This window comes from Paraburkholderia sp. 40 (genome assembly GCF_050434105.1).
Classification (GTDB): domain Bacteria; phylum Pseudomonadota; class Gammaproteobacteria; order Burkholderiales; family Burkholderiaceae; genus Paraburkholderia; species Paraburkholderia tuberum.
Window position 1 is genome coordinate 2,714,625 of sequence record NZ_JBNPVY010000004.1, and the last position, 17,013, is coordinate 2,731,637.

A 17,013-nucleotide genomic window follows, 5' to 3' on the forward strand; every position below is an offset into this window, starting at 1 on the left:
GCGCGCGACGGCGGGACGCCGTCAGCGGCGTTTGACCAGATATTGGAAGGAAAAGCCGGGGAAAGCGAACACGACGAACAGCGCGAACGTGATCGCGTAGAACTGCCAGCCCTGCTCGAAGCGATTTCCCGCGCGCGCTTCGAGCAAAAAGCCCAGCGCGCCGACCACGAAATACAGCACGATCAATTCGGCAATCCGGAGCCAGGCGCTTTTCTTCGCCGCTTTCAACGGCACCGCGGCGAAGAGGCGCTGATTCAGGAACGGCAGGTTGGCGCCGACCAGCGCCAACAGCACGATAAACCAGCCCGCAGCGGACATCAGAGCAGCAGCGTGTGCTGGATCGCCTGCAGGCAGGCGCGCAACAGCGGATCCGGCACGATACCGAGCACCAGCACGGCGACGCCGTTCAACGCGAGCAACGCGCGCGTGCTCGTGTCCGCCACGATCGGCGACTTGTCTTGCGGCTCGTCGAAGTACATCAGCTTGACGATACGCAGGTAGTAGAACGCGCCGAACAGCGACGTGATCACGGCGAGCACGGTGAGCCAGGTCAGGCCGGCGTTCATCGTCGCTTGCAGCACGGCGAGCTTCGCATAGAAACCGACTGCCGGCGGAATACCCGCGAGCGAGAACATCATGATCATCATCACGAACGCGAATACCGCGCTGCGCTGATTGAGGCCCTTGAAGTCCTCCAGCGTGTCCGCTTCGAAGTCGCGGCGCGCGAGCAGCATGATGACGCCGAAGGTGCCGAGCGTCGTGATCAGGTAGACGATGCTGTAGAACATCGCCGAGCCGTACGCGTTCGCGGCGCCCGTGGTCTTCTGGTCGACCACGCCGGCGAGCAGGCCGAGCAGCACGAAGCCCATGTTCGAGATCGCCGAATACGCGAGCATCCGCTTGACGTTGCGCTGCACGATCCCGGTGATGTTGCCGACGATCAGCGACAGCGCCGCCAGAATCACCAGCATCTGCTGCCATTCGACCGCCAGCGGCAGCAGGCCCATCACGAGGAAACGCAGACCCCACGCGAACGCCGCGACCTTCGGGCCGCCGCCGACGATGAGCGTCATCGCCGTCGGTGCGCCCTGGTACACGTCAGGCACCCACATATGGAATGGCACCGCACCCATCTTGAACGCCACGCCCGCCACGATGAAGATGACGCCGAACAGCAGCACGGTCGGATCGTAGTGGCTCGTGCTGATCGCCTTGAACACTTCGTTCAGGTCGAGCGAGCCGGTCGCGCCATACAGCATCGAAACACCGTACAGCAGGAAGCCGGAAGCCAGCGCGCCGAGCACGTAGTACTTCATCGCCGCTTCGTTCGACGACGCCACTTCGCGACGCAGCGCGATCACCGCGTACAGCGACAGCGACATCAGTTCCAGACCGAGATACAGCGTCAGGAAGTTATTGCCCGAGATCATCACGATCTGGCCGAGCAGCGAGAACATGCCGAGCAGGAAGAAGTCGCCGCGGAACAGGCTACGGTCTTCGAGGTAGCGACGCGAATAAACGATCGTCACCGCATAGCCGAGCGACACCACTGCCTTCATCACATTGGCGAACGGATCGACCACGTACATGTGATCGAAGAAGTAATGCACTTGGGGGTCGAACGCATTGATCGCGAACCAGATCCCGGCGACGAGCGTCGAGAAGAACGCGATGAAATACGTGGTACGGCGACCCTCCTGGCCAACGAACGTGTCGTTGAGCCACGCGATGACAATGGCGAACATCACCAGTGCATCGGGCAACAGAGCAGTCATAGGGGCGTTTTGCATGGTCTTAAATTCCTCCGCTCGTCGTTACTGAGGCAACGGCAGCTTCGATTGGGCAACGTGGGAGAGGAGGTTTTCCACGGATACGTGCATCACATCGGTAAAGGGCTTCGGGTACAGGCCCATGAACAGCGTCAGTGCGGCGAGCACAGCCAGCATGAAAAATTCGCGACGGTCGATGTCGAGCAGGTTTTTCACGTGGTCGTTCGCGACCGCGCCGAAGTACACGCGCTTGTACATCCACAGCGTGTAGGCCGCGCCGAGAATCAGCGTGACTGCCGCGCCACTCGCGATCCAGAAGTTGTACTGGACGGAAGCCAGAATCACCATGAATTCGCCGACGAAACCGGAAGTGCCCGGCAAGCCGCAATTCGCCATCGCGAATAGCATCACGAACGCCGCGAACTTCGGCATCACGTTGACGACGCCGCCGTAATCGGCGATCTGACGCGAGTGCATGCGGTCGTACAGTACGCCGATGCACAGGAACATCGCGCCCGACACGAAACCGTGCGAGATCATCTGCACGATCGCGCCTTCCGCGCCGAGCTGATTGAAGATAAAGAAGCCGAGCGTGACAAAGCCCATGTGCGCGATCGACGAATACGCGACCAGTTTCTTCATGTCGGCCTGCACCATCGCGACGAGACCGATGTAGATCACCGCGATCAGCGACAGCGTGATGACGACCGGTGCGAGGAAATGGCTCGCATCAGGCGTGATCGGCAGCGAGAAGCGCAGGAAACCGTACGCACCGAGCTTCAGCATGATCGCCGCCAGCACGACCGAGCCGCCGGTCGGCGCTTCCACGTGCGCGTCCGGCAACCACGTGTGCACCGGCCACATCGGCACCTTCACCGCGAAGGCCAGGAAGAACGCGATAAACAGCAGCACCTGCGGCGTCATCGCGATCTGCGCGTGCTGCCACGTGGCGATGTCGAACGAGCCGGTCTGGTTGTACAGATAGATCAGCGCAACCAGCATCAGCAGCGAGCCCGCCAGCGTGTACAGGAAGAACTTGAATGCCGCGTACACGCGGTTCGCCCCGCCCCACACGCCGATGATGATGTACATCGGGATCAGCGTCGCTTCGAAGAACACGTAGAACAACAGGCCATCGGCCGCGCTGAACACGCCGACCATGATGCCCGACAGGATCAGGAAGGCCGCGAGGTACTGGCCGACGTTCTTCGTGATCACTTCCCACGCTGCGATCACGACGATCACCGTGATCAACGCGGTCAACGCAACGAACCACATCGAAATGCCGTCCACGCCGAGGTGATACGTGATGTGGAAGCGCTCGATCCAGTTCGCCTGCTCGACGAACTGCAGCTCGGCGGTGCTCGAATCGAAGCTGGTGATCAGTGGCAGCGTGACGAGGAAGCTCAGAACCGAGCCGATCAGTGAAATCCAGCGCGCGGGGGCGGGGTTCTCGTCGTTGCCGATCGCGAGGACCAGCAGACCGAAGAAGATCGGCAACCAGATCGCGATGCTCAGAATCGGATAAGCGTGCATGAGTGTCCCTCGCCTTATTTGCCGCCGAGCGTTACGAACAGGGTCAGGAGCCCCAGCATGCCGATGATCATGGCGAACGCGTAGTGGTAGATGTAGCCGGATTGGAGGAAGCGGATCACGCTCGCGAACCAGCCGATAAAGCGTGCGCTGCCGTTGACGATGCCGTCGATCACGACCACGTCGCCTTCCTTCCACAGACCCCGGCCAATGGCCACCGCGCCTCGCGCAAACACGACTTCGTTGATCTTGTCCATGTAGTATTTGTTATCGAGCAACGTGTAGATCGGGCCGAATGCGCGCTTGATGACAGCGGGCAGATCCGGACGGACCAGATACAGGAACCATGCGACCACCACGCCTGCGAGCGCGAGCCACACAGGCAGGCCCGACACCGAGTGCAGACCCATCGATGCCCAGCCCTGGAATTCTTCGGTCATCTCATGCAGCGCCGGATGGTTCTCGCTGATGTAGATCACCCTGTCGAACGCGACGCCGTGCTGGAAGAAGTCGCCGAACAGCATCGGACCAACGCCGATCGCGCCGATCACGATCGACGGAATCGCCAGCAGCACGAGCGGCACCCACACGACCCACGGCGTTTCGTGCGGCTCGTGAGCGTGGTCGTCGTGGCCGTGCGCGTCATGCCCATGCGACTCTGCTTCTGCGCCCATCGGCGATTCCGGGTGCTTCGGATTGCGGAAGCGCTCCTCACCGTGGAACACCATGAAATACATACGGAACGAATACAACGCGGTCACGAACACGCTTGCGACCACCGCGAAGTACGCGAAACCCGAGCCCGGCAGATGCGACAGTTTCACCGCGTCGATGATCGAGTCTTTCGAGTAGAAGCCCGAGAAGAACGGCGTGCCGATCAGCGCGAGCGAACCGATCAGCGACGTGATCCACGTAATCGGCATGTACTTGCGCAAGCCGCCCATGTTGCGCATGTCCTGATCGTGATGCATGCCGATGATCACCGAACCCGCGCCGAGGAACAGCAGCGCCTTGAAGAACGCGTGCGTCATCAGGTGAAACACGGCGACCGAATATGCCGACGCGCCGAGCGCGACCGTCATGTAACCGAGCTGCGACAGCGTGGAATAAGCGACCACACGCTTGATGTCGTTCTGGACGATCCCGAGGAAACCCATGAACAGCGCGGTAATCGCACCGATGACCATGACGAACGACAGCGCCGTATCCGACAGTTCGAAGAGCGGCGACATGCGCGTGACCATGAAGATACCGGCCGTCACCATGGTCGCCGCGTGAATCAGCGCGGAGATCGGCGTCGGGCCTTCCATCGAGTCCGGCAGCCACACGTGCAGCGGGAACTGAGCCGACTTACCCATCGCGCCGATGAACAGGCAGATGCAAGCCACCGTCAGCAGGCCCCAGTCGGTACCCGGGAAGTTCAGCGCCGCGAGTTCGGTACGCTTCGCGAAGACTTCGCCGTAGTTCATCGAGCCGGCGAACGCGAACAGCAAACCGATGCCGAGCAGGAAACCGAAGTCGCCGACGCGGTTCACGATGAACGCCTTCATGTTCGCGTAGATCGCGCTCTCACGCTTGAAGTAGAAGCCGATCAGCAGGTACGAAACGAGACCCACCGCTTCCCAGCCGAAGAACAGCTGCAGGAAGTTGTTGCTCATCACGAGCATCAGCATCGAGAACGTGAACAGCGAGATGTACGAGAAGAAGCGCTGGTAGCCGTCGTCGTCGGCCATGTAGCCGATCGTGTAGATATGCACCATCAGCGACACGAAGTTCACCACGCAGATCATCATCGCGGTCAGCGAGTCGACCAGAAAACCGACTTCGAGCTGGGTCTTGCCGATTGACATCCATTGATAAACGGTAGCGTTGAAGCTCGCGCCGTCCATCACCTGGAAAAAGACCATGACCGACAGGATGAACGAAATCGCGACGCCGAGGATCGTGACCGAATGCGCACCCGCCCGCCCTATCGCCTTGCCGAACAGCCCCGCAATCAGGGAACCAGCGAGCGGTGCCAGCGGAATTGCCAACAGCAGGTTTTCATTGAGTATCGTGGACATAACCGCTTTTCCTGAAATTAACCTTTGAGCTGATCGAGATCCTCGACATTGATCGTGTCGAGACTACGGAACAGGGTCACCAGAATTGCGAGACCGATCGCCGCTTCGGCTGCCGCAACGGTCAGCACGAAGAAGACGAAAATCTGGCCATGCACGTCGCCGAGGTAGTGCGAGAACGCGACGAAATTGGTGTTCACCGCGAGCAGCATCAGTTCGATCGCCATCAGGATGATGATGACGTTGCGGCGGTTCAGGAAAATGCCGACGATGCTGATCGCAAACAGGATCGCGCCGAGGACAAGGTAATGGGCAAGGGTCAACATGATTTCTATCTCCTGTCCGCTCAGCTGTTCTTGGCCGGTGCCGAGTCGGCTGCTGCTGCCGCTGCCGCGGCAGCCGCTTGTTCCGCCGCGAGAGTCGCCGCGGTTTTCTCTGACGGCATCTTCACGACGCGCACGCGGTCCTGTGCGCGCACCTTGACCTGTGCGCTGACGTTTTGACGCTTGCTGTCCTTCTTGTGGCTCGTGGTCAGCGCGATCGCCGCGATGATGGCAACCAGCAGGATCAGGCCGGCAATTTCGAACGCGAAGATGTAGTCGGTATAGATGACCTTGCCGATCAGGCGCGTGTTCGACCAGTCGCCCATGCCAGCGGCGGCCGCGGCCGTGTCGTGCAGCGCCGTGGTGGTCGCGCCGTAGCCGTGCCACAGGATCAGCGCGGTTTCGATCACGATGATCGCGCCCACCGCCGAGGCCATCGGCACGAAGCGTTTGAAGTCCTTGCGCAGCACGTCGAGATTGACGTCCAGCATCATCACGACGAACAGGAACAGCACCATCACCGCGCCGACGTAGACCAGCACCAGCAGGATCGCGAGGAACTCAGCCTCCAGCAGCATCCAGATCGCGGCTGCGTTGAAGAACGCCAGCACCAGAAACAGTGCGGACGATACCGGGTTGCGCGAGGTGATCACCTTCAGCCCTGAAACCACCAGGAGCAGCGCGAAGATGTAGAACAGTACGGTCGTGAATTCCATGATTACCGGTTCATCGTTAGGCCATCGTCAGGCATTGTTCTTTGGCACGCGTGGTTAGCAAAAGCGGACGAAACCGCCAGAACCGCCACACAGGTGCGCCGTGCCGCGGCGTTCAGGCCGCGGCGGTCGGCCCGACAGCAGGCCGTGTTACTGATTTTATTGCCGCAATTAATGCATCAGCGGGAAAGCGCTTCAACGATACGGTGCGTCGGCTGCCTTGTTGGCGGCGATTTCTGCTTCGTAGCGGTCGCCAACGGCCAGCAGCATGTCCTTCGTGAAGTAAAGGTCGCCGCGCTTCTCGCCGTGATACTCGAGAATGTGCGTCTCGACGATCGAATCGACCGGGCAGCTTTCTTCGCAGAAACCGCAGAAGATGCACTTGGTCAGGTCGATGTCGTAGCGCGTCGTGCGGCGCGTGTTGTCCGCGCGCGTTTCCGATTCGATTGTGATCGCGAGCGCCGGGCACACTGCTTCGCACAGCTTGCACGCGATGCAGCGCTCTTCGCCGTTTTCATAGCGGCGCAGCGCATGCAGACCGCGGAAACGCGGCGAGATCGGGGTCTTCTCTTCAGGGAACTGCACGGTGACCTTGCGCTGGAACGCGTAGCGTCCGGTCAGCGCGAGGCCTTTCAGCAGTTCCGTGAGGAAGAAAGTCTTGAAGAAGTTTTGGATTGCGGTCATAGGTTCATCCGCCCTTTATTTCCAGATGTTCAACGGCGACATGATCCAGAAGCCGACCACCACGAGCCACACCACGCAAACCGGAATGAAGATCTTCCAGCCGAGACGCATGATCTGGTCATAGCGGTAGCGCGGGAACGTGGCACGCGCCCAGATGAACACCGACAACAGGAAGAAAACCTTGGCGACGAGCCAGACGATGCCCGGGATGAACGACAGGAACCCGAACGGTGCGCTCCAGCCACCGAGGAACAGAGTTGCAGCCAATGCCGAGATGACGATCATGTTGATGTACTCGGCGAGGAAGAACAGCGCGAACGCCATACCCGAGTAATCGATCATGTGGCCCGCGACGATTTCCGATTCGCCTTCCACCACGTCGAAAGGGTGGCGGTTCGTTTCGGCGATGCCCGAGATGAAGTACACGACGAACATCGGCAGCAGCGGCAGCCAGTTCCAGGAGAGGAAGTTCAGGCCGTGCGAGGCGAAGAAGCCCTGCTCCTGCGAGCCGACGATGCCAGACAGGTTCAGCGTGCCGGCCGTCATCAGCACGACCACCAGCGCGAAGCCCATCGAGATTTCGTACGAGACCATCTGCGCGGCGGCGCGCATCGCGCCGAGGAACGCGTACTTCGAGTTCGACGCCCAGCCGGCCAGAATCACGCCATACACGCCGATCGACGAGATCGCCATCGCGTATAGCAGACCCGCGTTGATGTCACCGAGCACCGCGCCCGCCTGGAAAGGAATCACCGCCCAGACCGCGAAGGCCGGCACCACCACCATGATCGGCGCGATCAGGTAGATCCAGCGGCTTGCCTGGGCGGGCTGGATCACTTCCTTCAGCAGCAGTTTCAGCACGTCGGCGATCGGCTGCAAGAGCCCGGCGGGACCGACGCGGTTCGGACCGAGACGCACATGCATCCAGCCGATCAGCTTGCGCTCCCACAGGATCAGGTAAGCGACGCACAGCAGGATCGCGACGGCCACCACCAGGATGCGCACGAGCGCCCACACCGTGGGCCATGCCACACCGAGAAGTTGGGCGCCGCCCGAGTTGATCGTATCGAACAAGCTCATTTACGCCTTCTCCACCACCAGTTCACCGAACAGGCTGCCCAGCGCTGCACCGGCAGGCGTAGCCGCCGATACGCGGACGACCGTCTCCGCAAGATTCGCATCGCGCACGGCCGGCAACTGCACCGCTTGCTCGCCCTGACGAACGCGCACCGCGTCGCCCTCTTTCAAACCCAGTTTGTCGAACAGCGCAGCCGGCAGGCCGACCGAATTCGCCGTACGGGCCGCCGCGGTCAGATGCAGCGACTCCGCGCGACGCACGAGCGCATCGGCATGATAGATCGGCACGTTCGCGAGACGCTCGAACTTGCCTTCCGCCGCCTTCGCGGCCTGGCCGCGCGTCACCGCGACGCTGGTGCGGTTCGATAGACGCGACTTCATCTCGCCGTCGCCGAGCGCGGCCGCACGCACTTCTTCGACCGTGTCATATTCGAAGCCCGGCGCGCCGAGCAAGCTGCCCAGCACGCGCAACACCTTCCAGGCCGGACGTGTGTCGCCGAGTGGCCGCACGACGCCGTTGAACGCCTGCACCGTGCCTTCGGCGTTGACGAACGTACCGCCCGATTCGGTGAATGGCGCAATCGGCAGCAGCACGTCGGCGTAGTCGGCGCCGGTCTGGAACGGCGACATCACGACGACCATTTCGGCCTGCTTCAGCGCCGCAAGCGCCCGCGCCGGATTGGCCGTGTCGAATTCCGGCTCGAGATTCAACAGCAGATAGCCTTTGCGCGGCTGCTCGAACACTTCGCGCGCGTTCAGACCGCCTTCGCCCGGCAGTGCGTTCACGAGGTGCGCGCCGACCGTGTTGGCCGCTTCGGTCAGGAAACCGAGCGTTGCACCGGTTGCCTCGGCAATCCATTGCGCCGCGGCGTGGATCGCCGCGAAGTCCGGATGACGGACCGCTTCGTTACCGAGCAGCACGACGCGGCGCTCGCCGGTAGTCAGCGATTTCGCTATCTGCTTGTGCGCGTCCGTCGGCTGCGTGCCCGCGAATGCTTCCGGCAGCGCGACGCCCTTCGCTTCGCCCACCGCGCCGGCGATGCCTGCCAACACCTCGAGCCATGCCGACGGCGCCGCGACCACGCGTTGCGCCTGAGGGATCATCGCGTCGTCGTTGGTGGCCTGGAGCAGCGTAAGTGCCGAACCGCCTCGTGCGACCTGGCGCAAACGCGCGGCGAACAGCGGATGGTCACGGCGCAGATCCGAGCCGATCATGAGCGCCGCATCGACATTCGACAGATCGGCGATCGTGCCGCCGAGCCACGGCGCGCCAGTAACGGGCGCCGAGAAATCCGACTGACGCAGACGGAAGTCGACGTTCGGCGTGCCGACCGCTTGCGCGATCTGCTTCAACAGGAACAGTTCTTCGACGGTGCTGTGCGCGCTCGACAGCGCGGCAAGGGCGTTCGCGCCGTGGTCACTCTTGATGCCCTTCAGACCCTTGACCACGTATTCGAGCGCGGTCTGCCAGTCGGTTTCGACCCACTGGCCGCCTTGCTTGAGCATCGGTTTGGTCAGACGCTCGGGGCTGTTCAGGCCTTCGTACGAGAAGCGGTCCTTGTCCGAGATCCAGCACTCGTTGATCGCTTCGTTTTCGAACGGCAGAACGCGCATCACGCGATTGTTCTTCACCTGCACGATGAGGTTCGCACCGACGGAATCGTGCGGGCTCACCGACTTGCGGCGTGACAGCTCCCACGTACGGGCGCTGTAGCGGAACGGCTTGCTCGTGAGCGCGCCGACCGGGCACAGGTCGATCATGTTGCCCGACAGTTCGGAGTCGACCGTCTTGCCGACGAACGACGTGATTTCCGAGTGCTCGCCGCGGCCCAGCATGCCGAGTTCCATCACGCCGGCGATTTCCTGGCCGAAGCGAACGCAACGCGTGCAGTGAATGCAGCGCGACATCTCTTCCATCGAGATCAGCGGGCCCACGTTCTTGTGGAACACCACGCGCTTTTCTTCGCTGTAGCGCGACGACGACTTGCCGTAACCAACGGCCAGATCCTGCAGCTGGCATTCGCCGCCCTGGTCGCAGATCGGGCAATCGAGCGGATGGTTGATCAGCAGAAATTCCATCACGGCTTGCTGGCCCTTCACCGCCTTGTCCGACTTGGTGCGCACGATCATGCCGGCCGACACCGGCGTCGCGCACGCGGGCACGGCCTTCGGCATCTTTTCGACATCGACCAGGCACATCCGGCAATTGGCCGCAATCGACAGCTTCTTGTGATAGCAGAAGTGAGGAATGTAGGTGTCGACCTTATGCGCAGCCTGGATCACCATGCTGCCTTCAGGCACCTCGACTTTCTTGCCGTCTATTTCCAGTTCAACCATGATGGTCAATCTTCCTTAACCTGTTACCGCTCAATCGTTCGCCTGTTCATCGCCCGCTTCGGGCCATGAATCCTGCGGTTGAGGTGTTCGTCTGGTAGTTATCCGTCAGCCGAACCTGGCGGGCCGACTCAGGCAGCCACCGTCAGGCAGCCACCGTCAGGCAGCCACTGTTTCGAGCGCCGCCGTGCCGGCATGACCGCCGACGAGGCAATGCTTGTGGGCGACGTGATATTCGAATTCGTCCCAGTAGTGCTTGAGCATGCCCCGAACCGGCATAGCGGCCGCGTCGCCGAGCGCGCAGATCGTGCGGCCCATGATGTTTTCCGCGACGGAGTTCAGCAGATCCAGATCTTCCTGGCGGCCGAGACCATGTTCGATTCGATGCACGACGCGATACAGCCAGCCCGTGCCTTCACGGCAAGGCGTGCATTGACCGCACGACTCTTCGTAATAGAAGTACGACAGGCGCAGCAGCGAGCGCACCATGCAGCGCGTCTCGTCCATCACGATCACTGCGCCTGAGCCAAGCATCGAGCCGGCCTTCGCGATCGAGTCGTAATCCATGTCGGTCTGCATCATCATCTCGCCCGGAATCACCGGCGCCGACGAACCACCAGGAATCACAGCCTTGATCTTCGTGCCGCCGCGCATGCCGCCGGCGAGTTCCATCAGCGTCGCGAACGGCGTGCCGAGCGGAATTTCGTAATTGCCCGGACGCTCGACGTCGCCCGACACCGAGAAAATCTTCGTGCCGCCGTTGTTCGGCTTGCCGATTTCAAGGTAATTCTGCGGGCCGATGGCGAGCAGGAACGGCACCGCCGCGAACGTTTCGGTGTTGTTGATCGTGGTCGGCTTGCCGTACACGCCAAAGCTCGCCGGGAACGGCGGCTTGAAGCGCGGCTGCCCCTTCTTGCCCTCGATCGATTCGAGCAGCGCGGTTTCTTCGCCACAGATGTACGCGCCGTAACCGTGATGCGCATGCAGCTGAAACGATAAGCCAGAGCCCATGATGTTGTCGCCGAGGAACCCGGCGCGGCGAGCTTCTTCCAACGCTTCTTCGAAGCGCTTATAGACTTCCCAGATTTCGCCGTGAATATAGTTGTAGCCGACCGTGATGCCCATCGCGTACGCGCCGATCGCCATACCTTCGATCAGCGAATGCGGATTGAAGCGCAGAATGTCGCGATCCTTGAACGTACCCGGCTCGCCCTCGTCCGAATTGCAGACGAGGTACTTCTGGCCCGGGAACTGACGCGGCATGAAGCTCCACTTCAGACCGGTCGGGAAGCCCGCGCCGCCGCGGCCGCGCAGGCCCGACGCCTTGACGTCGGCGATTACCTGCTCGGGCGCGATTTTTTCTTCCAGGATGCGGCGCAGCTGCGCGTAACCGCCGCGCGCAACGTAGTCTTCGAGATGCCAGTTGTCGCCGTTCAGGCCGGCGAGAATCAGCGGTTTGATGTGACGATCGTGTAAAGACGTCATTTCGAAAGTTCCTCGAGCAGCTGGTCGATCTTCTCGCGGCTCATGAAGCTGCACATGCGTTGGTTGTTCACCAGCATCACCGGCGCGTCGCCGCACGAACCCATGCATTCACCTTCTTTCAGCGTGAATTTGCCATCGGGCGTGGTTTCGCCGAAGTCGATGCCGAGCTTCTGCTTCAGGTATTCAGCGGCGCTTTCGGAACCGCCGTCCGGGCCGAGCTGGCACGGCAGGTTCGTACAGAGCGTGATCTTGAACTTGCCGACCGGCGAGGTCTCATACATCGTGTAGAAGGTCGCTACCTCCTGCACGGCGATTGCCGGCATGCCGAGATAATCCGCGACGAACTGCATGAGTTCGGGCGACAGCCAGCCATGCTCCGTTTGAGCAGTGGCCAACGCCGACATCACGGCGGACTGTTTCTGATCGGCGGGGTTACTTTGCGACCGCACGATCGATTTCTTTCAGGCCTTCAGCTGAGATCATTTTCAGACACGACTCTTTCAATTCCTACCGAACGAAAACCCGTCGCTGACGTCATACTGCGACAGACCCGGCGTTCCTTTACTTGACGCGCTGGCGGTGCGATGACCGCAGACACGCGTCGATGAATACGTCCTAGCGATCTATTTCGCCGAACACGATGTCCTGCGTGCCGATGATCGTTACTGCGTCGGCGATCATGTGACCGCGCGCCATTTCATCGAGCGTGGACAAGTGCGCATAGCCCGGTGCGCGAATCTTCAGGCGATACGGCTTGTTGGCGCCGTCCGAGATCAGATAGATGCCGAACTCGCCCTTCGGATGTTCGACTGCGGCGTACGCCTCGCCTTCCGGTACGTGGAAGCCTTCGGTGAACAGCTTGAAGTGATGGATCAGATCTTCCATGTTCGACTTCATGCCGACGCGCGACGGCGGCGCAACCTTGTGATTGTCCGTCATCACCGGGCCGGGATTTTTGCGCAACCACTCAATGCACTGTTTCGCGATACGCGTGGACTGACGCATTTCTTCGACGCGCACCAGATAGCGGTCATAGCAGTCACCATTCACGCCGACCGGGATGTCGAAGTCGAGCTTGTCATAAACTTCGTACGGCTGCTTCTTGCGCAGGTCCCACTCGATGCCAGAGCCACGCAGCATCGCCCCGGTCATGCCGAGTTGCAGCGCGCGTTCCGGGCTCACCACGCCGATGCCGACCAGACGCTGCTTCCAGATCCGATTGTCGGTGAGCAGCGTTTCGTATTCGTCGACGTACGTCGGGAAACGCGTGAAGAAGTCGTCGATGAAGTCGAGCAGTGAACCCTGCCGGTTCTCGTTCATCCTCGACAACGCTTTCGCATTGCGAATCTTCGATGCCTTGTATTGCGGCATTGCGTCAGGCAGATCGCGATAGACGCCGCCCGGACGATAGTAAGCCGCGTGCATCCGCGCACCCGACACCGCTTCGTACACGTCCATCAGGTCTTCGCGCTCGCGGAACGCGTAGAGGAACACCGCCATCGCGCCGACGTCGAGCGCGTGCGAGCCGATCCACATCAAGTGATTCAACACGCGCGTGACTTCGTCGAACAGCACGCGGATGTATTGCGCGCGCAGCGGCACGTCGATGCCGAGTAGCTTTTCAATGGCCAGCACATAGCCGTGCTCGTTGACCATCATCGACACGTAGTCGAGACGATCCATGTACGGCACCGACTGGATGAACGTCTTGCTTTCGGCGAGCTTTTCAGTCGCGCGATGCAGCAGACCGATGTGCGGATCGGCGCGTTGGATCACTTCGCCGTCGAGTTCGAGCACGAGACGCAGCACACCGTGCGCTGCCGGGTGCTGAGGGCCGAAGTTGAGCGTGTAGTTCTTGATCTCTGCCATGACGTTCTCTTAATGTTTCAGACCGCCATAGCGATCCTCGCGGATCACGCGCGGTGTGATTTCCCGCGGCTCGATCGTCACCGGTTGATAGACGACGCGCTTCTCTTCCGGGTCGTAACGCATCTCGACGTAGCCGGAGACAGGGAAATCCTTGCGGAACGGATGACCGATGAAACCGTAGTCGGTCAGAATGCGGCGCAGGTCCGGGTGACCTTCGAAGACGATGCCATACAGGTCGAACGCTTCGCGCTCGTACCAGTTGACCGAATTCCAGATGTCGACGACGGACGGCAGGATCGGCATGTCGTCATCCGGTGCGAACACGCGCAGACGCAGACGCCAGTTGTTTTGTACCGACAGAAGATGCAGCACGGCCGCAAAACGCGGACCGTCGTAAGCGCCTTCGGCGTAGGTCTGATAATCGACGCCGCACAGGTCGACACACTGCTCGAAACCGAGCGAGCGGTCGTCGCGCAGACGCTTTGCCACGTTGAGGTAGTCGCCTACCTTGACGACGATCGTCAATTCACCGACCGACTCGGTCACGCTCAACAGGAGGCCGCCAAAGGCCGCCTCGAGGTTCGCTTTCAGGGTCTCGAGTTTGCTTGCCATATTGTGGGGAGGCGTTGGCCTTATTGACGGGCGATGGTGTTAGTGCGGCGAATCTTGGCTTGCAGCTGGATCACGCCGTATACCAGCGCTTCCGCCGTGGGCGGACAACCCGGCACGTACACGTCGACCGGGACGATCCGGTCGCAGCCGCGCACCACCGAGTACGAGTAGTGGTAATAGCCACCGCCGTTCGCGCATGAGCCCATCGAGATCACCCACCGCGGCTCCGCCATCTGGTCGTAAACCTTGCGCAGAGCGGGCGCCATCTTGTTGCACAGCGTGCCGGCGACGATCATCACGTCCGACTGACGCGGACTCGGACGAAACACCACGCCGAAACGGTCGAGATCATAACGGGCAGCGCCCGCATGCATCATCTCGACCGCGCAGCACGCAAGACCGAACGTCATCGGCCACAGCGAGCCGGTGCGCGTCCAGTTGATCAGTTTGTCCGCCGTAGTGGTGACAAACCCTTCCTTCAAGACCCCTTCGATACTCATTTGCTTTCCACTCCAGACGGGGCGACAAGCCTGGCCACCCACGCAAACCGGCGATTAATCCATCATTCCCAGTCGAGGCCGCCCTTCTTCCAGATGTAGGCAAAGCCAAGCAGGAACTCGAGCAGGAAAATCATCATTGCCGTGAACCCAGCCCAGCCGATGTCACGCAACGCCACGCCCCACGGGAACAGGAACGCGGTCTCAAGGTCGAAAATGATGAAGAGAATGGCGACGAGGTAGTAGCGCACGTCGAATTTCATGCGCGCATCTTCGAATGCTTCGAAGCCGCACTCGTACGGTGCGTTTTTCTCGGTGTCGGGCTTGTTGGGACCGAGGAGCTTGCCAATACTGACCAGTGCTACGCCTAAACCGGTGCCCACAATAAGGAACAGCAAAACGGGGAAATAGGCTGCGAGGTTCAAGACAATCCTCAATCGGTTGGTTCTGAGTGCCGTCAGGAGCATAGCACCCCTGACGCGAAATCACTTCCTCAACGCGCATGACGTAAGCCGTACAGCGATACGCCAGAAGTGAAAATGCCAGCCGAAGCGAAGCAAACGGCTGGCATTTAGATAACATTTGGTGCCGACGGCGAGACTCGAACTCGCACAGCTTTCGCCACTACCCCCTCAAGATAGCGTGTCTACCAATTTCACCACGTCGGCACTATATGCAATCCGGGAAAACAACTTGCAAAACCCGCGAATCGCTTCAAGACTTGAATTGTAACTTGCTTAAGCAGATTGTTCAACGCACAAGACCACGTCCACCGAAAATTTATTTCGGCACGCCCGTCGCCGGAACCGACGCAGGCGAAGCCGGCGCTGCAGGCGATGCCGCCACCGGGGCCGAGCCCGCAGCCGGCGCCGAAGCCGCGACCGGCGCAGTAGCTGCCGCGCCCAGCACGCCTGCCGACGGCTTCACGTGATACGCACCAAGGTAAGTGAGTGCCAGTGTCGTGGCAAAGAACAGCGCTGCGAGCACTGCCGTGGTACGCGACAGGAAGTTCGCCGAACCCGTCGCACCGAACAGGCTACCCGACGCGCCGCTGCCGAAAGCCGCGCCCATATCGGCACCTTTGCCGTGCTGCAGCAACACAAGTCCGATGACCCCGAACGCCGACAACAACTGAACGACGATAATCAATGTTTTCAAATACAGCATCACACTCACCTGAGTCTTTATTTAACCGCGCCGCACACTGTGTGTTGCGCGAAATGGAGTCATCCTCGCCGAGACGCCCAGCTTAACCAGCCACGCTGGTCGCAGCGGCCGCCTTGCAGATCGCCAGGAAATCCTGATCTTTCAACGACGCGCCGCCGATCAGGCCGCCGTCGATATCGAGCTGACGGAACAGTTCTTCCGCGTTGTCCGGCTTAACGCTGCCGCCGTATAGCAACGGCACGTCCGCCGCACCCTTGGCCGCGAGACGTGCGCGCAGGAACCCATGCACGGCCTGCGCCTGTGCCGCCGACGCGCTCTTGCCGGTGCCAATTGCCCACACCGGCTCATATGCGACGACGAGGCGAGCCGCTTCCTGAGCCGACAGCTTCGCGAGCACCTCATCGAGCTGACCGCCGACGACCTGCTCGGTCCAACCCGCTTCGCGTTCTTCGAGCGTTTCGCCGACGCATACGATCGGCGTCAAACCCGCCTCGAGCACACGCTGCGCTTTCACCGCGACCAGTTCGGCGCTTTCGCGGTGATACGCGCGGCGCTCCGAGTGCCCGACGATTGCAAACGTGGCGCCGAAGTCCGTCACCATCGGCGCAGCCACTTCGCCGGTATAGGCGCCATGCGTGAACGCGGACACGTCCTGCACGCCCCACACGACCGGGCTGCCTTCGAGCAGCGACTGAGTCTGCCCGAGATAGAGGCTCGGCACGCACACACCGACGCGCACGTCGGCCGGCAATTCACTGGCGCCCTGTGCCACTGCCTGCAGCAACGCGGCGTTCGCGGCGAGCCGCCCATGCATCTTCCAGTTACCGACTACCAGTTTGGCTCGTTGTTGATTCGACATCGTCTTGTATTGTCCTGTCTTGCCAGTCCGG

Annotated in this window: 16 protein-coding genes, 1 tRNA gene and 1 pseudogene; all 18 read right to left on the reverse strand. The window is 61.1% G+C overall.

Annotation, left to right across the window (positions count from 1 at the left end; all coding sequences use genetic code 11):
- Positions 1–21: 21 nt before the first annotated feature.
- Complete coding sequence (locus OKW28_RS34445; RefSeq protein WP_429452072.1) at positions 22–318, reverse strand: DUF2818 family protein; 297 nt, start codon at positions 316–318, stop codon at positions 22–24.
- On the reverse strand, positions 318–1,790 hold the full coding sequence (gene nuoN, locus OKW28_RS34450) for an NADH-quinone oxidoreductase subunit NuoN (protein WP_035470481.1): 1,473 nt from the start codon (positions 1,788–1,790) through the stop codon (positions 318–320). Before nuoN ends, OKW28_RS34445 begins: the two co-directional genes overlap by 1 nt.
- Before the next feature lie 24 nt (positions 1,791–1,814).
- Positions 1,815–3,305, reverse strand: coding sequence for an NADH-quinone oxidoreductase subunit M (locus OKW28_RS34455; protein WP_090803779.1), 1,491 nt, complete (start codon positions 3,303–3,305; stop codon positions 1,815–1,817).
- 14 nt (positions 3,306–3,319) lie between these two features.
- On the reverse strand, positions 3,320–5,365 hold the full coding sequence (gene nuoL / locus OKW28_RS34460; RefSeq protein ID WP_429452074.1) for an NADH-quinone oxidoreductase subunit L: 2,046 nt from the start codon (positions 5,363–5,365) through the stop codon (positions 3,320–3,322).
- Between the two features lie 17 nt (positions 5,366–5,382).
- Entirely contained in the window at positions 5,383–5,688 is a 306-nt protein-coding gene (gene nuoK, locus OKW28_RS34465) for an NADH-quinone oxidoreductase subunit NuoK (RefSeq protein ID WP_006052894.1), read from the reverse strand.
- A 20-nt stretch (positions 5,689–5,708) separates the two neighbouring features.
- A complete protein-coding gene (locus OKW28_RS34470) occupies positions 5,709–6,401 on the reverse strand; it encodes an NADH-quinone oxidoreductase subunit J (RefSeq protein ID WP_184010205.1) in 693 nt (230 codons plus the stop codon).
- A 192-nt stretch (positions 6,402–6,593) separates the two neighbouring features.
- Positions 6,594–7,082: an NADH-quinone oxidoreductase subunit NuoI gene (gene nuoI / locus OKW28_RS34475; protein ID WP_175150600.1), complete on the reverse strand. Its 489-nt coding sequence runs from the start codon at positions 7,080–7,082 to the stop codon at positions 6,594–6,596.
- Between the two features lie 15 nt (positions 7,083–7,097).
- Positions 7,098–8,162 (reverse strand): NADH-quinone oxidoreductase subunit NuoH, encoded by a 1,065-nt coding sequence (gene nuoH, locus OKW28_RS34480; protein ID WP_429452077.1) that lies wholly within the window; start codon positions 8,160–8,162, stop codon positions 7,098–7,100.
- Positions 8,163–10,496: an NADH-quinone oxidoreductase subunit NuoG gene (gene nuoG / locus OKW28_RS34485; protein WP_429452079.1), complete on the reverse strand. Its 2,334-nt coding sequence runs from the start codon at positions 10,494–10,496 to the stop codon at positions 8,163–8,165.
- 156 nt (positions 10,497–10,652) lie between these two features.
- The gene (gene nuoF / locus OKW28_RS34490) at positions 10,653–11,978 is read right to left on the reverse strand and encodes an NADH-quinone oxidoreductase subunit NuoF (RefSeq protein WP_429452081.1); all 1,326 of its coding nucleotides are present in this window, start codon (positions 11,976–11,978) and stop codon (positions 10,653–10,655) included.
- A pseudogene (gene nuoE / locus OKW28_RS34495) lies at positions 11,975–12,461 on the reverse strand (NADH-quinone oxidoreductase subunit NuoE). Before nuoE ends, nuoF begins: the two are co-directional and overlap by 4 nt.
- 132 nt (positions 12,462–12,593) lie before the next feature.
- Complete coding sequence (locus OKW28_RS34500; RefSeq protein WP_429452083.1) at positions 12,594–13,847, reverse strand: NADH-quinone oxidoreductase subunit D; 1,254 nt, start codon at positions 13,845–13,847, stop codon at positions 12,594–12,596.
- Between the two features lie 9 nt (positions 13,848–13,856).
- Positions 13,857–14,459 carry an NADH-quinone oxidoreductase subunit C gene (locus OKW28_RS34505; RefSeq protein ID WP_429452085.1) on the reverse strand — a complete coding sequence of 201 codons (603 nt, stop codon included), beginning with the start codon at positions 14,457–14,459 and terminating at the stop codon, positions 13,857–13,859.
- A 20-nt stretch (positions 14,460–14,479) separates the two neighbouring features.
- The gene (locus tag OKW28_RS34510; RefSeq protein ID WP_006052903.1) at positions 14,480–14,959 is read right to left on the reverse strand and encodes a NuoB/complex I 20 kDa subunit family protein; all 480 of its coding nucleotides are present in this window, start codon (positions 14,957–14,959) and stop codon (positions 14,480–14,482) included.
- Positions 14,960–15,021: 62 nt separating this feature from the next.
- On the reverse strand, positions 15,022–15,381 hold the full coding sequence (locus OKW28_RS34515) for an NADH-quinone oxidoreductase subunit A (RefSeq protein WP_018420012.1): 360 nt from the start codon (positions 15,379–15,381) through the stop codon (positions 15,022–15,024).
- 158 nt (positions 15,382–15,539) lie between these two features.
- Positions 15,540–15,624, reverse strand: a tRNA-Leu gene (locus OKW28_RS34520).
- Positions 15,625–15,736: 112 nt separating this feature from the next.
- Positions 15,737–16,123 (reverse strand): preprotein translocase subunit SecG, encoded by a 387-nt coding sequence (gene secG, locus OKW28_RS34525; RefSeq protein WP_184010188.1) that lies wholly within the window; start codon positions 16,121–16,123, stop codon positions 15,737–15,739.
- Positions 16,124–16,205: 82 nt separating this feature from the next.
- The gene (gene tpiA, locus OKW28_RS34530) at positions 16,206–16,982 is read right to left on the reverse strand and encodes a triose-phosphate isomerase (RefSeq protein ID WP_429452087.1); all 777 of its coding nucleotides are present in this window, start codon (positions 16,980–16,982) and stop codon (positions 16,206–16,208) included.
- Positions 16,983–17,013 lie beyond the last annotated feature (31 nt).

What these genes read in the sequence shown, in the direction of transcription:
- OKW28_RS34445 (WP_429452072.1), bottom strand. Translation starts at nt 318, where the DNA reads ATGTCCGCTGCGGGCTGGTTTATCGTGCTGTTGGCGCTGGTCGGCGCC.
- nuoN (WP_035470481.1), bottom strand. Translation starts at nt 1,790, where the DNA reads ATGCAAAACGCCCCTATGACTGCTCTGTTGCCCGATGCACTGGTGATG.
- OKW28_RS34455 (WP_090803779.1), bottom strand. Translation starts at nt 3,305, where the DNA reads ATGCACGCTTATCCGATTCTGAGCATCGCGATCTGGTTGCCGATCTTC.
- nuoL (WP_429452074.1), bottom strand. Translation starts at nt 5,365, where the DNA reads ATGTCCACGATACTCAATGAAAACCTGCTGTTGGCAATTCCGCTGGCA.
- nuoK (WP_006052894.1), bottom strand. Translation starts at nt 5,688, where the DNA reads ATGTTGACCCTTGCCCATTACCTTGTCCTCGGCGCGATCCTGTTTGCG.
- OKW28_RS34470 (WP_184010205.1), bottom strand. Translation starts at nt 6,401, where the DNA reads ATGGAATTCACGACCGTACTGTTCTACATCTTCGCGCTGCTCCTGGTG.
- nuoI (WP_175150600.1), bottom strand. Translation starts at nt 7,082, where the DNA reads ATGACCGCAATCCAAAACTTCTTCAAGACTTTCTTCCTCACGGAACTG.
- nuoH (WP_429452077.1), bottom strand. Translation starts at nt 8,162, where the DNA reads ATGAGCTTGTTCGATACGATCAACTCGGGCGGCGCCCAACTTCTCGGT.
- nuoG (WP_429452079.1), bottom strand. Translation starts at nt 10,496, where the DNA reads ATGGTTGAACTGGAAATAGACGGCAAGAAAGTCGAGGTGCCTGAAGGC.
- nuoF (WP_429452081.1), bottom strand. Translation starts at nt 11,978, where the DNA reads ATGACGTCTTTACACGATCGTCACATCAAACCGCTGATTCTCGCCGGC.
- OKW28_RS34500 (WP_429452083.1), bottom strand. Translation starts at nt 13,847, where the DNA reads ATGGCAGAGATCAAGAACTACACGCTCAACTTCGGCCCTCAGCACCCG.
- OKW28_RS34505 (WP_429452085.1), bottom strand. Translation starts at nt 14,459, where the DNA reads ATGGCAAGCAAACTCGAGACCCTGAAAGCGAACCTCGAGGCGGCCTTT.
- OKW28_RS34510 (WP_006052903.1), bottom strand. Translation starts at nt 14,959, where the DNA reads ATGAGTATCGAAGGGGTCTTGAAGGAAGGGTTTGTCACCACTACGGCG.
- secG (WP_184010188.1), bottom strand. Translation starts at nt 16,123, where the DNA reads ATGCTGTATTTGAAAACATTGATTATCGTCGTTCAGTTGTTGTCGGCG.
- tpiA (WP_429452087.1), bottom strand. Translation starts at nt 16,982, where the DNA reads ATGTCGAATCAACAACGAGCCAAACTGGTAGTCGGTAACTGGAAGATG.